Here is a 17045-nt window from a genome sequence, read left to right on the forward strand (position 1 = left end):
CATGACCCAGACCGTGGTGATCACCGGAGCCAGCGCCGGCATCGGCCGGGCCACCGCCCAGCTCTACGGCCGCAGGGGCGCCAACGTCGTCCTCCTCGCCCGCGGCAGCACCGGACTGGAAGCGGCGGCCCGGGAGGTCGAGCAGGCCGGCGGCACCGCCCTCGCCGTCCCCACCGACGTCGCCGACCACGAGGCGGTCGCCGCCGCCGCCGAACGCGCCGAGGACCGCTTCGGCCCGATCGACGTGTGGATCAACGTCGCCTTCACCTCCGTCTTCGCGCCCTTCGACCGGATCAGCCCGGAGGAGTTCCGACGGGTCACCGAGGTCACCTACCTGGGCTACGTGCACGGCACCATGGCGGCCCTGGAACGGATGAAGCCCCGCGGCCGGGGGACGATCGTCCAGGTCGGCTCCGCCCTGGGCGCGCGCGGCATCCCCCTGCAGTCCGCCTACTGCGGGGCCAAGCACGCCGTCAACGGCTTCACCGAGTCCCTGCGGTGCGAACTCCTCCACGACCGCAGCGGCGTGCGCGTCACCGTCGTCCAGATGCCCGCCGTCAACACCCCGCAGTTCTCCTGGGTGCTCTCCCGCCTGCCGCGCCACCCCCAGCCGGTGCCGCCCATCTACCAGCCCGAGGTCTGCGCCCGCGCCGTGGCCTACGCCGCCGACCACCCCGGGCGCAAGCAGTACTGGGTCGGCGCGAGCACGGTCGCCACCATCCTCGGGCAGAAGGCGGCCGCGCCGCTGCTCGACCGCTACCTCGCCCGCACCGGTTACGACTCCCAGCAGACCGGGGAACAGCAGGACCCCGACCGGCCGAACAACCTCTGGCAGCCGGTCGACGGGGAGCACGGAACCGACCACGGGGCCCACGGGGTCTTCGACGACCGGGCGCACTCCCGCAGCCCCCAACTCTGGGCCTCGCAGCGGATCGGGCCCCTCACCGCCCTGACCGGCGTGCTGCTCGGCGCGGCCGCCGGCCTGGCCGTCGCCAGGCGGCGGAGGTGACGGCACCCGGCGCCCGGGCCAGGGGGGGGAGGACGCCGCGGGAAGCCCCGCCCCTCCCCGACGGGGGACCACATCCGGCCGCTCAGGGTTTCCCGCTACGGCAGGTCAGCTCCGTACAGCCGGTGAGCCGCCTCGTGCCCGGCGCCTCAGACCAGCGCGACCGGTAGGCCTTCCGGACATCCTGCCGCCACGCCGCTTGGGACCTGCACGGGCATCGGCCAGGCTCCATGTCCAATGGGCCCGTACGTCCCGCCGGCGGCGGTGACCCGCCGGAGCCCCCTCTTCGACCAGAAACGGGAGGTGAGCCCGTGCCCGCGAGAACCCTGCAGGACTACATCGGTGTACGCACCCGCAGGGAAGTGCGATGCGCCGAAGCCCTGGTGATCGCCTGCGCCACCGAGTCGCCCCGAGCCGGGGGAGCCGCTGCCGTGTACGAGTGGGTCCTTGCCGGGGACAGCCCCGCGCCGTTCACGGGAGCCCTGCACGAGGAACTCCACGACCTCGAGTTGGCCGTCGAGGAACGCACCGCGCTCCGAGCCGCGCACGAACCGGGCCGGGCGGCGGACGAGCGGGACTTCGCCCGCGGTGCGGCGGGCGCCCTGGCCTGGCTCCTCGGCTTCACGCCGTTGAGCAGCTGACGGGCAGGGGCGCCGCGGCGGCGTGGGTGTCTCGGCGAGCTCCGGCGACAGGCCGGTAGCGGGCGGTTGCCGTGGCCCTGCGGGGGAGTCCGTCACTCAGGGGCTCCAGCCGGCCGATTCGTGCGCCCGGTGCGTCCGGGGCCTTCGACCGGAGGATCGGCTCGTAGGGAGCCGGCTCGCTCCGTGAGCGGGGCGGAGCGGATCGGGCCGGTCGGGCCGGGGGCGGCCTGTTCGACGCCGGTGGTGGGTCAGGCCGGTTCGGCGCTCCGAACGTGCAGTGTGTCGAGGAGCGCGGTCCGGTGGAGGCCGGCGACGGGCTCGGTCAGGTCGGGGTGGCGCAGGAGGGGGGTGGCTTCGGTGTCGCGGAGGCCGGGGTCGGTGAGGCGCAGGGGGGAGTCGGCGGCGGGGTGGCCGGACGCGGCGAGGGCCGACCGGGCGGCCTCGGCCAGAGCGGGGTCGGCCAGGAGGCAGGCGGCCCAGCTGACGACGGTCTCGTCGACCCAGGTCCGCCACGCGGCGTCGTCGGAGTGCGGCGCACTGCCGGTGAGCTCGTCCAGCCGGCCGGACCCGCCCGGCCCGAGAAGGTCCAGCAGGTGCCCGTCGAGCGCGGTGGGGTAGCGCAGGGCGGCGGCGAGGGCCGCCGCCTGCCGGGCCTGGGCCTCGGCCAGGGCGCGACTGAGCGCGCCCCGCGGCGGCGGGTAGGCAGTCAGGAGCCAGTGGGCGCTGGCGGTGATGACGGGGGTGAGGTCGGCGGGCACGGCGTGGGTTCCTCGCGGAAGGCGCTCGCCGGCGCCCGGACGGGCGGTGGGCGAGCGGTCGGCGCCGGGGCTGCGCTGCCCCGTTCGTGGCCGATCAGTGTAGGCCGCGGCTCCCGTCCTGCGGCATGACCTCCGTCACGGCCCGACCGCAGGACGGGCGCCGGGCCCGTCCTGCGGTCGGCAGCGGGGTGGTTCAGGACTTGCCGCGACCGGTGACGAAGTCGCGGGCCCGGTCGACCAGGCCGGCGCCCGGGGCGAGCAGTTTGCTGGCCGCCGGAGTGCTCGGCGTGGAGGGGTGCGGCCGGGTGGGTGCCATGGACTTGGCCCGGCGGATCTTGTCGCCGAGGTCGTCGAGCGCCTCGGCGGAGCAGGACTGGCGCAGCATCGGGAAGAGGTGGTCCTCCTCGTCCCGGACGTGCTCGGTGACCTCGGCCATGAGCCGCTGCAGCAGCGGGCCGGTGCGCGGGTCGTCGGGGTCGGCGCCCTCCAGTTCCTTGAGGATCTCCTCGACCCGCTCGTGGTCCTGGAGCTCCTTGTCCGCGAGCGGGCCGCCGCCGGGGACGTGCTCGCGCACCGCCGGGTAGAGGTACTGCTCCTCGGCCACCGAGTGCCGCACCAGCTCGATGGTGACCTCGTCGATCAGGTCGCGCAGCTCCTGCCCGCCGCCGGTCGTCGCCTTGATCCGGCCGAACATCTCCTCCACCTCGCGGTGGTCGGTCGTCAGTTCCTCGATCACGTTCCCGCCGTGCCCCATCGCACACCAGCCTCTCGTCGGTCGTCTCCGGCCCGGGTCCGTCCCGGGCCCGGCAGGCAGTGATCCCCCGGGTGAGGAGACGTGCGGGCGTGTCGTGCGGACATCACCCGATCGGGGAGGGACGTCATGAGCCTCGAAGGGCAGGCTCGGACGCGCTGCTCCGGGCCGATCTCGTCGACGGCGCCCGTCGCCTCGCACGCGCCGGGCCTCCCTCCGTCTGGGGCAGGGCGCCGCGAGGGCAGGATGCGAACCTGCTGCGAACAGAGAACCGCTGCTGTGTCCCATGGTGGAGTTCAGGCGTCCGTTTCACGTTCCCTTCGCCGGGACGGACACCTGGCGGGTCGTTCTCATGCCGAGGAGAGCTGACCGAAGCCTCGGCGATCGGCCCGCGGGGCGCAGCGGCTTCCGCCCGCCCCGGGGTGGCACAAGGGAGGTGCGTGCCGCGGTCATGGCACCGAGGCGCGCACCGCAGCGCCGATTCTCCCCAGCGCCCTCTCTCTCCACCGGGCCGCTGGCGGCGGATCAGCCGGCTCGGACACCGACGCGGAATCCACTCGAACCAAGCGGGCCCCGTCCGTTCTCCGACGCAGGCAGGTACCCGTGGGGGCTGCGTACGAGGTCTGCTGCCCTGGGAGTTCACGGCCGACGGCGTCACCACCGCGAGCGCGGCCAGGTTGTCAGGTGACTCGACCGGGTCGTGGCGAAACCTGCTCGCGTCCGACGGAACGGTGGTGTGCTACGACCGGGTGACGGGCTGTCAGGGCGCGGTGAGCGGCATCTGCCGGGTCGGAGGGGCGCGGCCGATAGCCTGGCGGGGTCGCCGGCACGGGCCCGGTGTCCGCGTCGACGTTGGTCGGCAGGGCCGGTCCCTGCCCGATGGGAGGACGATGTCCGTTCGTTTCGACTGCTCGGATCCGGTGCAGCGGGCCGAGGGGCTGCGGGAGGCCGCTGCGGCGGTGCGGCGCGGTGAGCTCGTCGTCCTGCCCACCGACACCGTCTACGGTCTGGGGGCCGACGCCTTCGCGCCGCAGGCGGTCGCCCGGCTGCTGGCGGCCAAGGGCCGCGGACGGAACATGCCCTCGCCGGTGCTGGTCGGCTCCCCGGACGACCTGGACCGTCTGGTGGACGACCTGCCGGAGCGGGCGCGCGAGCTGGTGGCCGCCCTCTGGCCGGGCGGGCTGACCGTGGTCGCCCGCCACAAGCCCTCGGTCACCTGGGACTTGGGTGACACCGGGGGGACGGTGGCCGTACGCATGCCCGACCACCCGGTCGCCGTCGACCTGCTGACGGCGACCGGGCCGCTGGCCGTCTCCAGTGCCAACCTGACCGGTCGACCGTCCCCGCAGGACTGCGACGCCGCCCAGGGCATGCTCGGCGATGCGGTGGCCGTCTACCTCGACGGCGGGCCGACCCCGGCCGCGGTGCCGTCCTCGATCGTGGACGTCACCGGCGCGACACCCGTCCTGGTGCGTGCCGGAGCGGTCAGTGCTGCGCGGCTGCGCGAGATCGCTCCCGAACTGCGAGAGGGCTGAACGCCCAGATCCCGGCGGCGGCCGGGACCTCCACGCCCCGGGCGGTGATCAGGTGCGCGGTGCCGTCGGCCAGGCCGTAGGACAGGCCCACCACGGCCGTGCGGCCAGCCTCGACCGCGCGGGCGAGGACCCGGGAGCGCTCCAGCAGCAGGTCGACAGTGTGCCGGACGTTCGCCCCGATGGAGATCGGCGTCCTCGGTGCACCCTGCGGCGCGGGCGGCCAGCACGCTCGGCATCACCTTCTCGACCACGTCGCGCACGTACCCGCCCAGTGGTCCTGGCCGACTACTGGCTGACCTTCCGTCGCTCCGGCGGCACATGGTTCGGCCTGCTCAGCCCTCCGACCGGGCGGCCCGGCGGCGCAGCGCCCGCAGCCGCAGCAGCCCCGCCACCGCGACCGCCGCGCACAGCCCCACCGCCGACCAGGTGGCCGGCCCCGGGCCGCCCGCCGCGGCGTGCGCCGCCAGCCCGCCCGCCGGTGCGGCCGGTGCGGCCGACCCGGCCGGGGTGCCCGAGGGCGCCGGGGCGTCCGCCACCGGCTGCGCGGCGGCCGCCGGGGCCTGCTGCTCCGGGGCGCCGTCCTCGGCCAGCGTCCCCACCGGGGTGACCTTGCCGGCCGCGGCGAAGCCCCAGTCCAGCAGCGCCGCCGCCTCTTCGTACACCTTCGCGCCGTTCGCCGGGTGCATCACCGTCACCAGCAGGGTCCGCCCGTCGCGCTCGGCCGCGCCGGTGTAGGTGGCGCCCGCGTTGGTGGTGACCTCCTGCTGCGGCAGGGCCAGGAACTGCTGCCACGTCCACTCGGCGCGCCACCCGGTCTCGCTGGCGACGGTGAACACCCAGTCGTCGGGGTCGACGGCGGGCGTGGGCCCGGCGGACAGGACGGGGAAGTCGTGGGTGGGGTACTGGCCGGGCGGCAGGCGGGACGTGTCGAAGCCGCGGCGGCCGGAGAAGCCGGGCGACAGGCTCATGCGGGTCCTCCCGGAGTGGGGCGGGCGGGGCGCCGTGCCTTCCGTGAAAGGCCGGTTGCCGCGGTGCCGCACGTCGGCACCGGGCGCGGGGTCAGCGGTAGTCGTCCCCGGCGTCCGGGTCCGCGTCGCGCAGGTTGTCCGCCGCCGTGAACCGCAGGGCGTCGGTCAACGACTCGTCGTCGTCCGCGTCGTCGAACTCCGCGGCCCCGTCGGCGTCCGCGTCGGTCAGGTGGACGGCCGCCTCCTCCGCCCCGGCCGCGCCGCCGTCCGGGCCGGCATCCTCGGCGGACAGGTCCGTCCCGTCCTCCACCAGCCGTCCGGCCCGGGGGCCGGGGCCGTCCGACCAACGGTCGTCGACGTCGGGGCCGGGGGTGTCGGGCTCCTCCTCGGCGAGCAGCCGGTCCAGGGACTCCCCGGCCGCGGCCTCCGTCGCCGTGGTGCCGTAGCCGGTGGCGCCGCGGTAGCCGTCGGCGGTGACGATGCCCGTCTCCAGCGGGTCGTCGTCGAGGTCGTCGGTCTCCAGCGAGTCCGCCGGGTCGAGCACCCCGTCGTCCTCGGCGGGCGGCGGGTCCTGCGGGGCGGGGTCGGTCACGGCGGTCTCCTTCGGGTGGGGCGGACGGGCGGACGGTCCGGAGCGGCGGCGCGCCGCTCCGGGCGGGGCGACACCCCGTAGGACGGGGCGCCGCACTACTGCGCCGGGGTGGAGGTCTCGACGGCGGCCGGCAGGCGGGCGCGGACGCCCTGGGCGGCGGCGCGGGTGGCCGCGTCGGTGTCGTTCAGCACAGCAGACAGCGGGGCGGCCACCGGCCGGTGGCTGCCCCACTGCTGTCCAGGCGTCAGGGCCGCACCGGCCGCCCCTGGCCGTTCTCGGCGCCCAGGCCGGCGCCGACTTCGCCCAGGAGGTGGAGCAGCTCGGGCACGTTGACGTGCCCGGCGGCCCGGGCGGCTGCCTAGAGCGGCTCGCCCACGGTGGGGGTGTCCAGGTTCTGCTCGGCCAGGGAGGTACGGACCGCGGTGGTGATCTCCTCCCGCAGCATCGGCGGGATCAGCGCGGCGGAGGCCGGGTCGAGCCCGGCAGCGGAGTCGGTCATGGCCACCACCCCGGCCCCGGCCCGGGGCCGGCGCCGGGGCCGTCACCCGGACGGGCAGCGGGGCGGGCACCGATCGGTGACCGCCCCGCCGTGGTTTCGGGGATCAGGGCCGCCGCGCCGGTCCGAGGAGGCCGCGGGCGGCCCGCCCCCGGTCCATTACCGCTCCACTCCGGCCGGTACCGGCACGTCCTCGCCGCACACGTACCCCGAATCGACCCAGCAGCCGTCGTCGAAGTCGACCTCCAGCACCCAGCCGCACCGCCCGCACTCCGCGCGACCCTCCCACCCGATCGCGCCGGCGCCGCTGTCCTCGTCGTACTCGCAGTCGTGGTCGGCCTCCACGTCGCTCTCGTCCTCGAAGTGCGCCTGCCCCTCAGCGCCGCACTCGCAGTACCACTGCGCGAACCAACCAACGCTCATGCCCACTCCACCCCGACCTCTGCCAGGGCCGCGAGCTGCTCCGGTGCGAGCTTCGCCCGCCGGCTCTTGGTGTTGTTCAGCCACGCCCCCAGGCCCAGCAGCACCGGCTCGCCGCTCTCCGCCCCGTCCGGGCTGTCGGCCGGCTCCTTGTGCTGCCGGGGCGCCCGCACGTGCCCCTCCCGCGCCGCGAAGCGCTCCAGCGCCGCCAGGTGCTGGCCGAACCGGTCCGCCCGGGACGTCGCCGGCCGCGCCTTCGCCGCAGCCTTCTCGGCGAGCACCTGGTCCTCGACGATGCCGAGCGCCGCCAGTAACTCCCGCTGCTCCTCCTCCAACTGCGTCCAGACGCCGCGCTGCGCGGCTACCCACCGCCCGATCGCCTCGCCCTCGAACTCGGTCTCGGCCGGCAGCGCGGGCCACTCCACCCGGCCCTCGCAGGCCAGCCACCAGGCCCGGGCCGCCGCGTACGTGCGCTGCCACTCCACCGGCCAGGACGGGGCCCACCACGGGTCGATCGCCTCCAGCGCCGCCCGCCGGTCCGGATCCAGTGCCCCCGCCTCACCGGCCGGCACCTGCGCCTGCGCCCGCAGCGCCGACAGCCACGTCCCGATCGGATACCCGCCGATCGAAGCCCGCACCGGAGCGGCCAGCGACCCGTGGTGCTCGGCCGCCCACTGCCGCGCGCAGGGATGGTTCCGCCGCTGCCCCTGCCCGGCTCGCGGACGTCGATGCCAGGTCTGATCCAGGTGCGCCCCGCCCGAGAGGTTGGCGACGGTCAGCGCAGTGAAACGGCTTTGAGGCGGCCCAGGCCACGGGAGAAGTGGCGCGGCGGGGCCGCCGCTCCCAGGGCATGCGGCCCCGCCGTACGCGGTATGGATCACAGGTCGACGGTCGCTGCGGTGTCGTGGAGTTCCCGTGCGTTCATCTCGGCGATGCGGGTGGCGAAGAACCAGGAGTGACCGAAGGGATCTTCGAGTTCGGTCTGGAGGTCTCCGTGGAACTGCATTTCGACCGGTCGGACGACGCGAGCGCCCGCGGCCGCGGCCTGCTCGGCGAGGACTTCGACGTCTGGGACGAAGATCATGAGGTTGACCGGGGTTCCGCCGAGCGTCCGCGGGCTGCGGAAGTTGTACTCCGGGTATTCGTCACGCAGCATGAAGACGGCGCTGCCGATCCGCAGTTCGGCATGGGCGATCTTGTCGCCCTGGCGCGGGATCTCGATCAGGACGTCGGCGCCGAACGCGTTCCTGTAGAAGTCGATCGCCGCCCTGGCGTCGTGGACGTTGAGGTACGGGACGCCGCCCTTGTACTCGTCGGGCACCGGGTTCGTCATGGTATTTCCTCTCGCCGTTGCTGTGCCTCGATCCTCGGCGGCCAATCCACCTGCAACAACGACAGGATCCGAAAGGGGCGTTAACCCTGGAGTTAGCGATCGGGGGCGGCCGAGCGCGGCGACCTCCGTTGCGGTCCTCGGCCGGGTGCCGCCCGGAGGAGGTCTGTGAACTCGCGGACGCGGGCCGTCCGGCCGGCGACGGGCCAGACCGGTCCGTATGCGAGCGGGGGGAGGTCAGCGACCGGGATGTACGCGATGTCGGGGCGGCTGTGGTGCCAGGTGGCCTGGCTGCCCACGATCGCCATGCCGGCGCCGGCGCTGACCAGGGTGAGCAGTTCCTGGCGTGAGGTGAGCGCGTGCGTCCGCTGAACGGGTCGTCCGGTCGGGGTCTGCGGTGGCACGAGGGCGTCGAGCAGGTACGCGGGAGCGTCCGCGGGCACGAGGACGGTGTCCCTGGCGAGGTCCTCCACGGTCACGTGGGCCCTGCGCGCGAACGGGTGCCTGGCGGACACGGCCAGCATGCGTTCGTCACGCAGGAGCTCAGGCCCGGTGGCGAGGTCTGGCTCGTCCACCGGGAACTCGGTGATCTGAAGGTCGAGTTCCCCGGCACGCAGGGCGCCGAAGGCGTCGGACAGGTGCACTTCGCGGATGCGGACCTCGCACTCGGGGTGGTGGGTGCGGAACACCGCTGCGGCGGCCATCACGGCCTCGCCGACCAGCGGGCTGGAGAAGCCCACCCGCAGGACGCCGGCGAAGCCCCGCCCGGCGGCGACCGCCTTGGCGATGCCTTCCTGGATGCGCTGATAGCCCGCCTGGACGTCGTCGCGGAGCGTGCTGCCGACAGAAGTGAGCGCGACGTACCGACTGCTCCGCTGGAACAGCGCCACCCCGAACCGACGCTCCAACTGCTTGATGGTCTGGCTGACCCGGGCCCCGCTCACTCCCAGCCGCTCGGCCGTGCGTCCGAAGTGCAGTTCCTCAGCCAGGACCAGGAAGATCTCGATGTCACGCCGTTCCATGACTCGCAGGTTACTGATCATTCCAGCCAGACGGTGTTCGAGGGCGAGCAGCTGGGCCGGCGGATCGTGGCGCAACGGGTCGGCTTCGGAGCCCCGGACCAGGAGAAGCGGGGGCTGTTGGCCGCGCTCGGGATCGAGCAGGATCCGGTGCCGGCGGCGAAATCCGAGCGGGCCGCGGGTGTCGCAGGCCGAGCGGTTCGCCCAGGGCGTGGCGGCACCGGCCCAGTTCGCCGCCCCGGGAAGGGCACGTACGCGTGCCCCGCCCGCATCGGAAGGAGCTGGAACAAGTGGTGGGCAGGGACGGCGGCGTGGACGAGCTGCGCACGGTGGTGGTCGGCGTTGAGCGCCTTCCCCAGCGGCGCGAAGAGCCGCCGGGCCAAGCTGGGGTCGAATCAGCTCGCGGCCCTCGCCGAGCACGGCGTGCAGTGGGTACGAACAGCACCGGAACCGGGGGCCCTGGGCACAGGCTGCGGGGCGTGGGCTGAGGCAAAGCGGAGAGGCCGTCAGTGCCTGACTGGGCGTTTCATCCATGATTGGGTGGGCTGATCCCGGTTTTCGGGCCGTCCGGGCTGCTGGCATTCGGTGGCGCTTGAGGCCCTGGTGGCAGGAGTGCTGCTGTTGTGCGAACGTCCGCCGGAAATATGCGCTTCCTCCTGTCTCATCGCCGGATGCCGGGCCTGGGCCTGTTCGCCCCTCGAGATCCGCGCGCGCTGGGCAGAGCGGCGATCCCGCGGTATGCCGCCATCATGACGGTTCGTCGACCGTATCCAAGCGACCTGTCCGATGCCCGCTGGGCCCTGGTCGAGCCCACCCTCACCGCCTGGCGCCGAGCACGGACCGAGCGGGCCCTCGCGTTCGGCCGGCCTCCCGAGCACGAACTGCGCGACCTCCTGGACGCGATCCTCTACGTGGACCGCACCGGCATCCCTTGGCGCTACCTCCCACACGACCACCCGCCGTGGGAGACCGTCTACGCCTACTTCGCCCGCTGGCAGAAGGAAGGCGTGTTCGAGCAGCTCAACGGCCTTCTCCGACGCCTGGTCCGCACCGCCGAGGGCCGGGATCCGGAACCGACGGCCTGCATCATCGACTCGCAGAGCATCAAGACCTCAACCAACGTCCCCGCCGCGAGCCAGGGCATCGATGCCGGGAGGAAGATCGTGGGCAGAAAGCGGAGCATCGTCACCGACACGATCGGCCTGCTGCTGGTGGTCCTGGTCACCGCCACAAGCGTCCAAGACGGCACCGCCGGCCGACAACTGCTGACCACGGTCGCCGCCGAGCATCCGAGCATCGGCAAGGCCTGGGCCGGCATGGGCTACAAGAACGCCGTCGTCGAACACGCCGCCACCCTCGGCATCGACCTCGAGATCATCCGGCGCGACCCTGCCACCAGGGGATTCGTCGTCCAGCCCCGCCGTTGGGTCGTAGAGCGAACCTTCGGCTGGCTCATGAACCACCGCCGCCCCGCCCGTGACTACGAGGCCCTCCCGGCCCGCTCCGAAGCCATGGTCCACGTCGCGATGATCAGTCTCATGACCCGCCGACTCACCGGCGAGACCACCCCAAGCTGGCGCGGAACCTGAACCCCGAAGTCAGGGACGAAACGCCCAGTGAGGGCAGCTGCGTCGCCTATGGCGTTCTGGCAGTTGGGCCCGCCTCGGCACTCTGACGTCCTTGCCGGGTTGGGTGGCGGGGCCTCGCCGACGCCGTGGGTATAAAGGGAAAAGCAGGCTGAATGACGATTTTGTGTGCCATCGAAGGACGCCTGCATGGTCTGGTCCGTCCGTAGCTGAAATATCTCTTTGCGATGGCTTGGATGCCTTTTGCGACTGACATTTGACGATCCATAACGTGTCAATGCACGTTCATGACCCACATGGGCGGACATCGGAGGGGAACTCTTCATGAAGAACACGCGTGGCAGCCGCTGGATACGCCGGGGGGCCGTGGGTGTCGCGGCCCTGGGTCTCGCCCTCGGGGCGATCCCCGGTCAGGCGTCCGCTGACAGCGGCGTCATCTCCGCCTCGAACGGCCAGTGCGAGGCCCAGTGGCTGTCCGGGAACGACTGGTTCGGCATCCGGGACGTCGACAACGGTGACAGTGACTACTGTTACGTCGACTACTCGTTCAACTCGGACCACTCGAACCGCAGCCGGGTCTCGCGTCAGCAGGACGTCAACATGAACTGGAGTTACTACGGCATCACCGTGACCTCCAGCTACATCTACTTCCACGTGTGCAAGGAGCGTCAGGACGACCCGGATATCTGCTCTGGCTGGGTGACCGCCACCACCTGATCCGACAGCTCGTCAGCTGATGCAAGGAGTTCATGCGTGACACCCGTTCTGCAGGCCAGGGCCCTGCGCGTCAACTACGGCCCGGCTGTCGCGGTGGCGGGCGTCGATCTGAGCATCGGCTCCGGGGAGGTGGTGGGGGTGGTGGGCGCGTCCGGATCGGGCAAGACCACCCTCCTCCACTGCCTCTCCGGGCTCCTGACCGCCGACAGCGGCAGTGTCCACTTCCGTGACCGGCCGATCGAGGACATGACGGAGCGCCAGCGCGACGAACTGCGCCGCTCCCACTTCGGTTTCGTCTTCCAGTTCGGCGACCTCGTCCCGGAGTTGACGCTGGTGGAGAACGTCTCGCTGCCGTTGCGCCTGCAGGGCGTGCGGGCGGCGCGGGCCCGGGAGCGCGCGGCCGAGCAGTTGGAGGCGCTCGGCATCGGGCACCTGGGTCCGCGCACGGTCGGGGAGGTGTCCGGCGGGGAGTTGCAGCGGGCGGCGATCGCACGGGCGGTGGTGCACCGCCCGGACGTGGTGTTCGCGGACGAGCCGACGGGTGCGCTGGACGACCGCAACTCCGAGGCGGTGTTCGAGTTGCTGTTGCAGCAGGCCCGCACGAACGGTGCGGCGGTGGTCCTGGTCACCCACGACCGGCACCTGGCCGCGCGCACCGACCGCACCGTGGTCTTGGCCAACGGACGGGTGGTCGGGGCCGGGGCGGAGGTCGAGGCCGGATGAGCGCGTCGTTGCGGACCGCGCTCGCGGTTGCCTGGCAGGCCGTCGTCTCACGCCAGGGCCGGCGCCGCGTCGTTCTGCTGGTCCTGGTGGGTGCGGTGGCCGCGTTGGGTGTGCTGGCCACCTTCGGCACCGCGGTGATGCAGGGGCGCGAGGGCGCCCGTGCGGCGGCGATGGTGCCGGTGTTCGGGCCCCAGCCCGGTCAGGGCGGCGCGCCGGTGTTCGGTCGGCCGGGCGTCGCGGAGACCGGTTGGAGCGAGCTGGAGCAGGACTACCGGGGCCGTACGGTGAAGATCGTGCGGGTGGCCGACCCGGCCGGGCACGGCCCGCTCGCGCCCGGCGTCGCCGCCTGGCCGCACCCGGGGCAGGTACTGCTCAGCCCGGCACTGGAGCGGCTGCTGCACGACTCCGACGGGCAGATCGCGCGCTGGTTCGCAGACCAGGACATCGCCGTGCTACCCCCCGCAGCCGTCGGCAGTGCGGGTCAACTGCTGGCCTACGTGGGGGTTGCGCCCGAAGAACTGCGGACCGGCCAGGGAGCTCTGGTCGGGTTCGGCGGCGAGGGCGGCCCCGGGTTCGGCTGGTACCCGGCGCTGGGCTGCATGCTCTTCCTGGTGCTGCCCGGGTTCGCCCTCGTGCTGACCGCGAGCCGATTCGGACGCCAGGTCCGCACCGTCCGCTACCAGGCGCTGCGGCTGCTCGGCATGCCGGCATCCCAGGCTTGGACAGGGGGTGCGGTGGAGACGGCACTGCCCGTCGCGGCCGGGGCGCTGCTGGCCGTGCTCGCCTGGCCGTGGCTGCTGCCGGACGCGTTCGCCCTGCCGGTGGCCGGACGTGAACTCTTCGGCACCGACCTGCGGGTGACAACCGCCCAGTCGGCGTGCACCGTGCTGGGCCTGGCCGTCCTTGCCGGAGTGCTGGGCGCGGCCACCGCCGCCGGTTCGGCCCGATCCGCGCGCGGGGTGCGCTTTCTCAAGCCGGTGCGCCTCACCAGCCCGTGGGTGGCGCTGCTGTTCGGGGCGGGTCTGCTGCTCGTCGCGGTCGCGTACTGGCGGCACAAGGCCCGCGATCCGCTGCTGTGGACGGCCATCGTCCTCCTCGGCGCCGGTCTGCCCAGTGCCGCGGCCTGGAGCGGGCAGCGACTGGCCCGGTTGCTGGGGCGGATCGAGGCCGGCACCGTCTGGCTGCTGACCACCCGTCGGCTCGCCGCCGACGCGCAGTCGAGGTTCCGGGTCGCGGGGATGGTCGGGATCGCGGTGTTCGCCGTCGGTGCGGCCCAGCCCGTCGCCCAGGTCCTCGCCCAGCCGAACCTGCCCTGGGCCGCTCAGGCCCGTGCCGCCGGGCACACCGACCTCCTCGCCCGCGCCGAGACCCTCGAATCCGTCCCCCTCCGCTTGGAGGAGCCCCCTGCCGCCGTCCGCTCCTTCGTCCCCGCCGTCGCCCTGTGGGAACCGGAACAGGACGCCGCCACCCGCCCCGCCGCCACCGCGCTCGTCGCCACCTGCCCGCAACTGGAAGCCCTCTTCACCCGGCCTCTGCCCGACTGCCCCGGCGGACGCATGGCGCTGCACCGCGCCGACGCCCCGCCCACCACGAACGGCCAGGCGGCGAAACCGCTACTGGTGCGCTCCGCCGACCTCACCCGAGCGCAGAGCGTCCTGCCCGCTGCCGCGGAACTGACCGTCCCGGACGGGCAGGACGCCCCCGTGGAGGCCACCATGGTGCTGCCGCCCGACGACCCCGCGCTCACCGCACTGGGCGAGCCCTTCCACTACACCGCCTACCTGCGGGTCCCGGTGGACACGGCCGCCTGGGAGGACGCCCGGGCCTGGGTGGTGTCCGCCTCGCCCGCCTACCGCCTGGACAACTCCTACCAGCTCTCGGAGGTCGTGGACGGCACCGGCAGCTGGGTCCTGCTCGGACTGACCACCGCAGCCGCGATCACCCTGCTCGGTGCCGTCCTGTCCATTGCCGAGGACGGCGGACGCCGCCGCGAATGGTTCGGCCTGCGCGCCCTGGGCGTCCCGCGCACCCGACTCACCGCAGTCCAACTCGCCGAATCCGCCCTCACCTCGACAGTCACCGTCACCCTCGCCACCCTCGCCTCCACCACGGTCGGCGCCGCCTACCTCCGCATCAACGACGACCACCTCGACACCAGCCTCCCCTACCTCCTCGCCGCCCTCGCCGGCGTCGCCACCGTCCTCCTCACCGCACTCGCCAGCAGCTGGACCACCCTCCGCAACCCCCGCCGCCGCTCACCTGCGGCCCGGCCTACGAACTCCATTCACCCAGAGTCCGTCGCGTCGTGACCGTGCCTGGCCATAGCGCAGCCGCCATGCCGACGTCGGCCAGCGCGCCCTGGACATCGCTGCCTGCCTCCTCGCCCGCGCCGGGACCGGGCACCTGGAGGCGTTCACCACCGAGGTCGAACACGCCGTTTTCTGACGCCGCTCCCTGTTCACCGACCTGGTGCTGCGCGACCCCGGCACCGACGTCCTGGCTGCGTAGGTCGGAACCGAGAGCACTTGTCGGCGGCTTCAGAGAGCGGCTGTTGGTCGGTCGGCCGAGGAATGTTGCCAAGAGATGAGAGCACCGGGGGCGGTCGAGGCTGTGTCAGTGGCCTCCGGTTGTATTGCCGCGTGAGCGTCTACGAAGTGATCAAGCAGTTGCCCGAGCCCGAGACGGTGCGCGCCCGCTCGAAGGCGATGGCGATGCTGGACGCTGTCCTGAGTCCGGAGTGGCAGTGGCGTTACTACTCGTATGACGCCCGGTGGGCTCCGGGTGAGGAGATGGCCTCGATGCGGGACGGCAGCGGGAACGACTACGCCATCGTTTTCTCCGCGGCCGGGGTCTATGCCCAGGCGTGCAACCACGAGTCGCCGATCTCGGCATATCACGTCTCGCCCCCGGCGCTGTGGCCCGGGTTGTTCGACTTGGTTCCGGAGGTCTTTCGCGCCTTGGTGCAGGAGCCCGCCTTCGCCGACAGCAGCGGCCTCCCGCGAGCCACCGTCTGCCTGTGGCGGGAACATGCCGACTCCGCCTGGAAGTGCGGTGATGTCCATGTCCCGGATGGGGACGAGGAGGATGCCGATGGCGCTCAATGGCTGTTCGGGCTCCTGCTGGAGGGCACCGCTGAGGCGTTTCTGGAGTTCGCCGACGAGGTCTATGAACTGTCCCTTGACCCGGCGGCAGTTCAGCACGTGTATGACTTGAAACCGCTGACCCAAGACATTGTTGCAGCCCTGAACCCGGAGGTTCGGATCGAAGACCTGGCCGAGGACATTGCCCAGATCGGGTATCCGGAGTAGGCGCTCGCGGTAGCAGCGTCAGCCGGCCTGTCCTCAGCCGACCGCCTGCTGCTGTTCGGCTCGGGCACGGTGTGCTCTCGCCGCTCAGCGACAGGTGCTCTCACCACTCGCGTATAAGAAGTTATCTCATTTGGTGAGTCTGCGGTGGCAGATGAGGGCTGCGGCGATGGTGGCGAAGGCTGCGAAGTGGGTGCCCTTGCGTTCATAGCGGCGGTGGAGCCTGCGGAAACCGCCGAGCCAGGCGACGGTGCGCTCGATGACCCAGCGGTGCCGGCCGAGGCGGGTCGAGGGCTCGATGCCGCGGCGGGCGATGCGGTGGGTGATCTGCCGTCGTCGCAGGTAGGAGCGGATGAAGCGGTGGTCGTAGGCTTTGTCACCGTGGAGCTTACCGGGCCGGCGGCGCCTCGGGCCGTGGCGGGAGCGGATCGGCGGGATCGCCTCGACGAGCGGGATCAGGGCCTGGCTGTCATGCAGGTTCGCGCCGGAGATCGCGAGCGAGATGGGCAGACCGGTGCGTTCGGTGAGCAGGTGGATCTTCGACCCGAACTTGCCCCGATCGACAGGATTCGGACCCGTCAGGTCCCCTTTTTCAGGGCCCGCATGTTCACCGAGTCGACCGCACACCGAGACCAGTCCAGCTCGCCCCGCGCTCCGAGCTCGTCCAGGACCAGGCGGTAGAGCTTCGCCCAGACCCGGGCCGCGGTCCACTCAGCGAACCGGCGGTGCGCAGTCGGCCCGGATGGCCCGAAACACGGCGGGAGCTGGGCCCAGGTGCACCCGGAGGTGGCCACGAACACGATCCAGCCAGCACCTCACGGTCCCCGTGCCGCCGACGGCCGCCGCCCTGCGGCCGAGTCGGCACCGGCGGCACCACCCGCTGGAACAACTCCCACAACTCATCCGGCACCAAGCGCTCCACGATCGTCACGCGAACAGCCTACAAGCCCAAATGAGATGACTTCTAACTGGGCGTTTCACCCGTAGTCGGGATGGTTCATCTTGATTTCCAGGGAGTCCGGGCTGCTGACGTTCGGTGACGCTCGGGGTCCTGGTGACAGGAGTGTCGCTGTTACATCTATGTCCGCCGGAACTGTGCGGTTGCTCCTGTCTCGTTCCAGGAAGCCGAGCCCGTCCGCTTCTGTCCCCCGGGCACCGCGAGTCCTGGGCAGCGGGGCAATCCCGCAGTATGCCGTTG

The 17045-nt window shown here is 72.6% G+C and carries 17 protein-coding genes and 2 pseudogenes; 8 read left to right on the forward strand and 11 right to left on the reverse strand.

Going from position 1 to position 17045, the window contains the following annotated elements; translation table 11 throughout:
- Position 1 precedes the first annotated feature (1 nt).
- Positions 2–1009 carry an SDR family oxidoreductase gene (locus tag EDD39_RS26335; RefSeq protein WP_123559929.1) on the forward strand — a complete coding sequence of 336 codons (1008 nt, stop codon included), beginning with the start codon at positions 2–4 and terminating at the stop codon, positions 1007–1009.
- A gap of 428 nt (positions 1010–1437) precedes the next feature.
- On the forward strand, positions 1438–1647 hold the full coding sequence (locus tag EDD39_RS39055; RefSeq protein ID WP_148089526.1) for a hypothetical protein: 210 nt from the start codon (positions 1438–1440) through the stop codon (positions 1645–1647).
- Between the two features lie 248 nt (positions 1648–1895).
- Here EDD39_RS39055 and EDD39_RS26345 read toward each other — a convergent pair whose 3' ends face one another.
- Both EDD39_RS26345 and EDD39_RS26350 read right to left on the reverse strand, forming a co-directional pair.
- Positions 1896–2405: a hypothetical protein gene (locus tag EDD39_RS26345; RefSeq protein WP_123559933.1), complete on the reverse strand. Its 510-nt coding sequence runs from the start codon at positions 2403–2405 to the stop codon at positions 1896–1898.
- Positions 2406–2598: 193 nt separating this feature from the next.
- Entirely contained in the window at positions 2599–3159 is a 561-nt protein-coding gene (locus EDD39_RS26350) for a hemerythrin domain-containing protein (RefSeq protein ID WP_123559935.1), read from the reverse strand.
- Between the two features lie 887 nt (positions 3160–4046).
- On the opposite strand from EDD39_RS26350, the gene EDD39_RS26355 reads away from it, so the two are divergent.
- On the forward strand, positions 4047–4691 hold the full coding sequence (locus tag EDD39_RS26355) for an L-threonylcarbamoyladenylate synthase (protein ID WP_123559937.1): 645 nt from the start codon (positions 4047–4049) through the stop codon (positions 4689–4691).
- On the opposite strand, the pseudogene EDD39_RS41395 reads toward EDD39_RS26355, so the two are convergent.
- From EDD39_RS41395 to EDD39_RS26390, 8 genes and pseudogenes are all read right to left on the reverse strand, one after another.
- Positions 4642–4957: pseudogene (locus tag EDD39_RS41395) on the reverse strand (hypothetical protein); the annotation flags it as partial. The gene EDD39_RS26355 and the pseudogene EDD39_RS41395 sit on opposite strands and share 50 nt — an antisense overlap.
- A gap of 66 nt (positions 4958–5023) precedes the next feature.
- Positions 5024–5659 carry a molybdopterin-binding protein gene (locus EDD39_RS26365; RefSeq protein ID WP_123559939.1) on the reverse strand — a complete coding sequence of 212 codons (636 nt, stop codon included), beginning with the start codon at positions 5657–5659 and terminating at the stop codon, positions 5024–5026.
- Positions 5660–5750: 91 nt separating this feature from the next.
- A complete protein-coding gene (locus EDD39_RS26370; protein ID WP_123559941.1) occupies positions 5751–6251 on the reverse strand; it encodes a DUF5709 domain-containing protein in 501 nt (166 codons plus the stop codon).
- Between the two features lie 358 nt (positions 6252–6609).
- Complete coding sequence (locus EDD39_RS39840) at positions 6610–6750, reverse strand: hypothetical protein (protein WP_162870147.1); 141 nt, start codon at positions 6748–6750, stop codon at positions 6610–6612.
- A 156-nt stretch (positions 6751–6906) separates the two neighbouring features.
- Positions 6907–7170, reverse strand: coding sequence for a hypothetical protein (locus EDD39_RS26375; RefSeq protein WP_123559943.1), 264 nt, complete (start codon positions 7168–7170; stop codon positions 6907–6909).
- A complete protein-coding gene (locus EDD39_RS26380) occupies positions 7167–8048 on the reverse strand; it encodes a helicase associated domain-containing protein (protein ID WP_279638425.1) in 882 nt (293 codons plus the stop codon). The genes EDD39_RS26375 and EDD39_RS26380 overlap by 4 nt, the downstream gene beginning before the upstream one ends.
- Positions 8045–8500, reverse strand: coding sequence for a VOC family protein (locus tag EDD39_RS26385; RefSeq protein WP_123559947.1), 456 nt, complete (start codon positions 8498–8500; stop codon positions 8045–8047). The genes EDD39_RS26380 and EDD39_RS26385 overlap by 4 nt, the downstream gene beginning before the upstream one ends.
- 92 nt (positions 8501–8592) lie before the next feature.
- On the reverse strand, positions 8593–9519 hold the full coding sequence (locus EDD39_RS26390; protein ID WP_123559949.1) for a LysR family transcriptional regulator: 927 nt from the start codon (positions 9517–9519) through the stop codon (positions 8593–8595).
- Between the two features lie 746 nt (positions 9520–10265).
- Between EDD39_RS26390 and EDD39_RS26395 the strand changes: the two genes are divergently transcribed.
- The 5 genes from EDD39_RS26395 to EDD39_RS26415 all read left to right on the forward strand — a co-directional run bounded on the left by EDD39_RS26395 (position 10266) and on the right by EDD39_RS26415 (position 15850).
- On the forward strand, positions 10266–11105 hold the full coding sequence (locus tag EDD39_RS26395) for an IS5 family transposase (RefSeq protein ID WP_123560913.1): 840 nt from the start codon (positions 10266–10268) through the stop codon (positions 11103–11105).
- A gap of 321 nt (positions 11106–11426) precedes the next feature.
- Entirely contained in the window at positions 11427–11819 is a 393-nt protein-coding gene (locus tag EDD39_RS39845; protein ID WP_162870149.1) for a hypothetical protein, read from the forward strand.
- A gap of 36 nt (positions 11820–11855) precedes the next feature.
- Positions 11856–12542 carry an ABC transporter ATP-binding protein gene (locus tag EDD39_RS26405; RefSeq protein WP_123559951.1) on the forward strand — a complete coding sequence of 229 codons (687 nt, stop codon included), beginning with the start codon at positions 11856–11858 and terminating at the stop codon, positions 12540–12542.
- Entirely contained in the window at positions 12539–14851 is a 2313-nt protein-coding gene (locus EDD39_RS26410; protein WP_123559953.1) for an ABC transporter permease, read from the forward strand. The genes EDD39_RS26405 and EDD39_RS26410 overlap by 4 nt, the downstream gene beginning before the upstream one ends.
- A gap of 330 nt (positions 14852–15181) precedes the next feature.
- Positions 15182–15850, forward strand: coding sequence for a hypothetical protein (locus EDD39_RS26415; protein ID WP_123559955.1), 669 nt, complete (start codon positions 15182–15184; stop codon positions 15848–15850).
- Between the two features lie 126 nt (positions 15851–15976).
- On the opposite strand, the pseudogene EDD39_RS26420 reads toward EDD39_RS26415, so the two are convergent.
- Positions 15977–16772, reverse strand: a pseudogene (locus EDD39_RS26420) (IS5 family transposase).
- Between the last annotated feature and the right edge of the window lie 273 nt (positions 16773–17045).

The organism is Kitasatospora cineracea (genome assembly GCF_003751605.1).
GTDB classification, from domain to species: Bacteria; Actinomycetota; Actinomycetes; order Streptomycetales; family Streptomycetaceae; genus Kitasatospora; species Kitasatospora cineracea.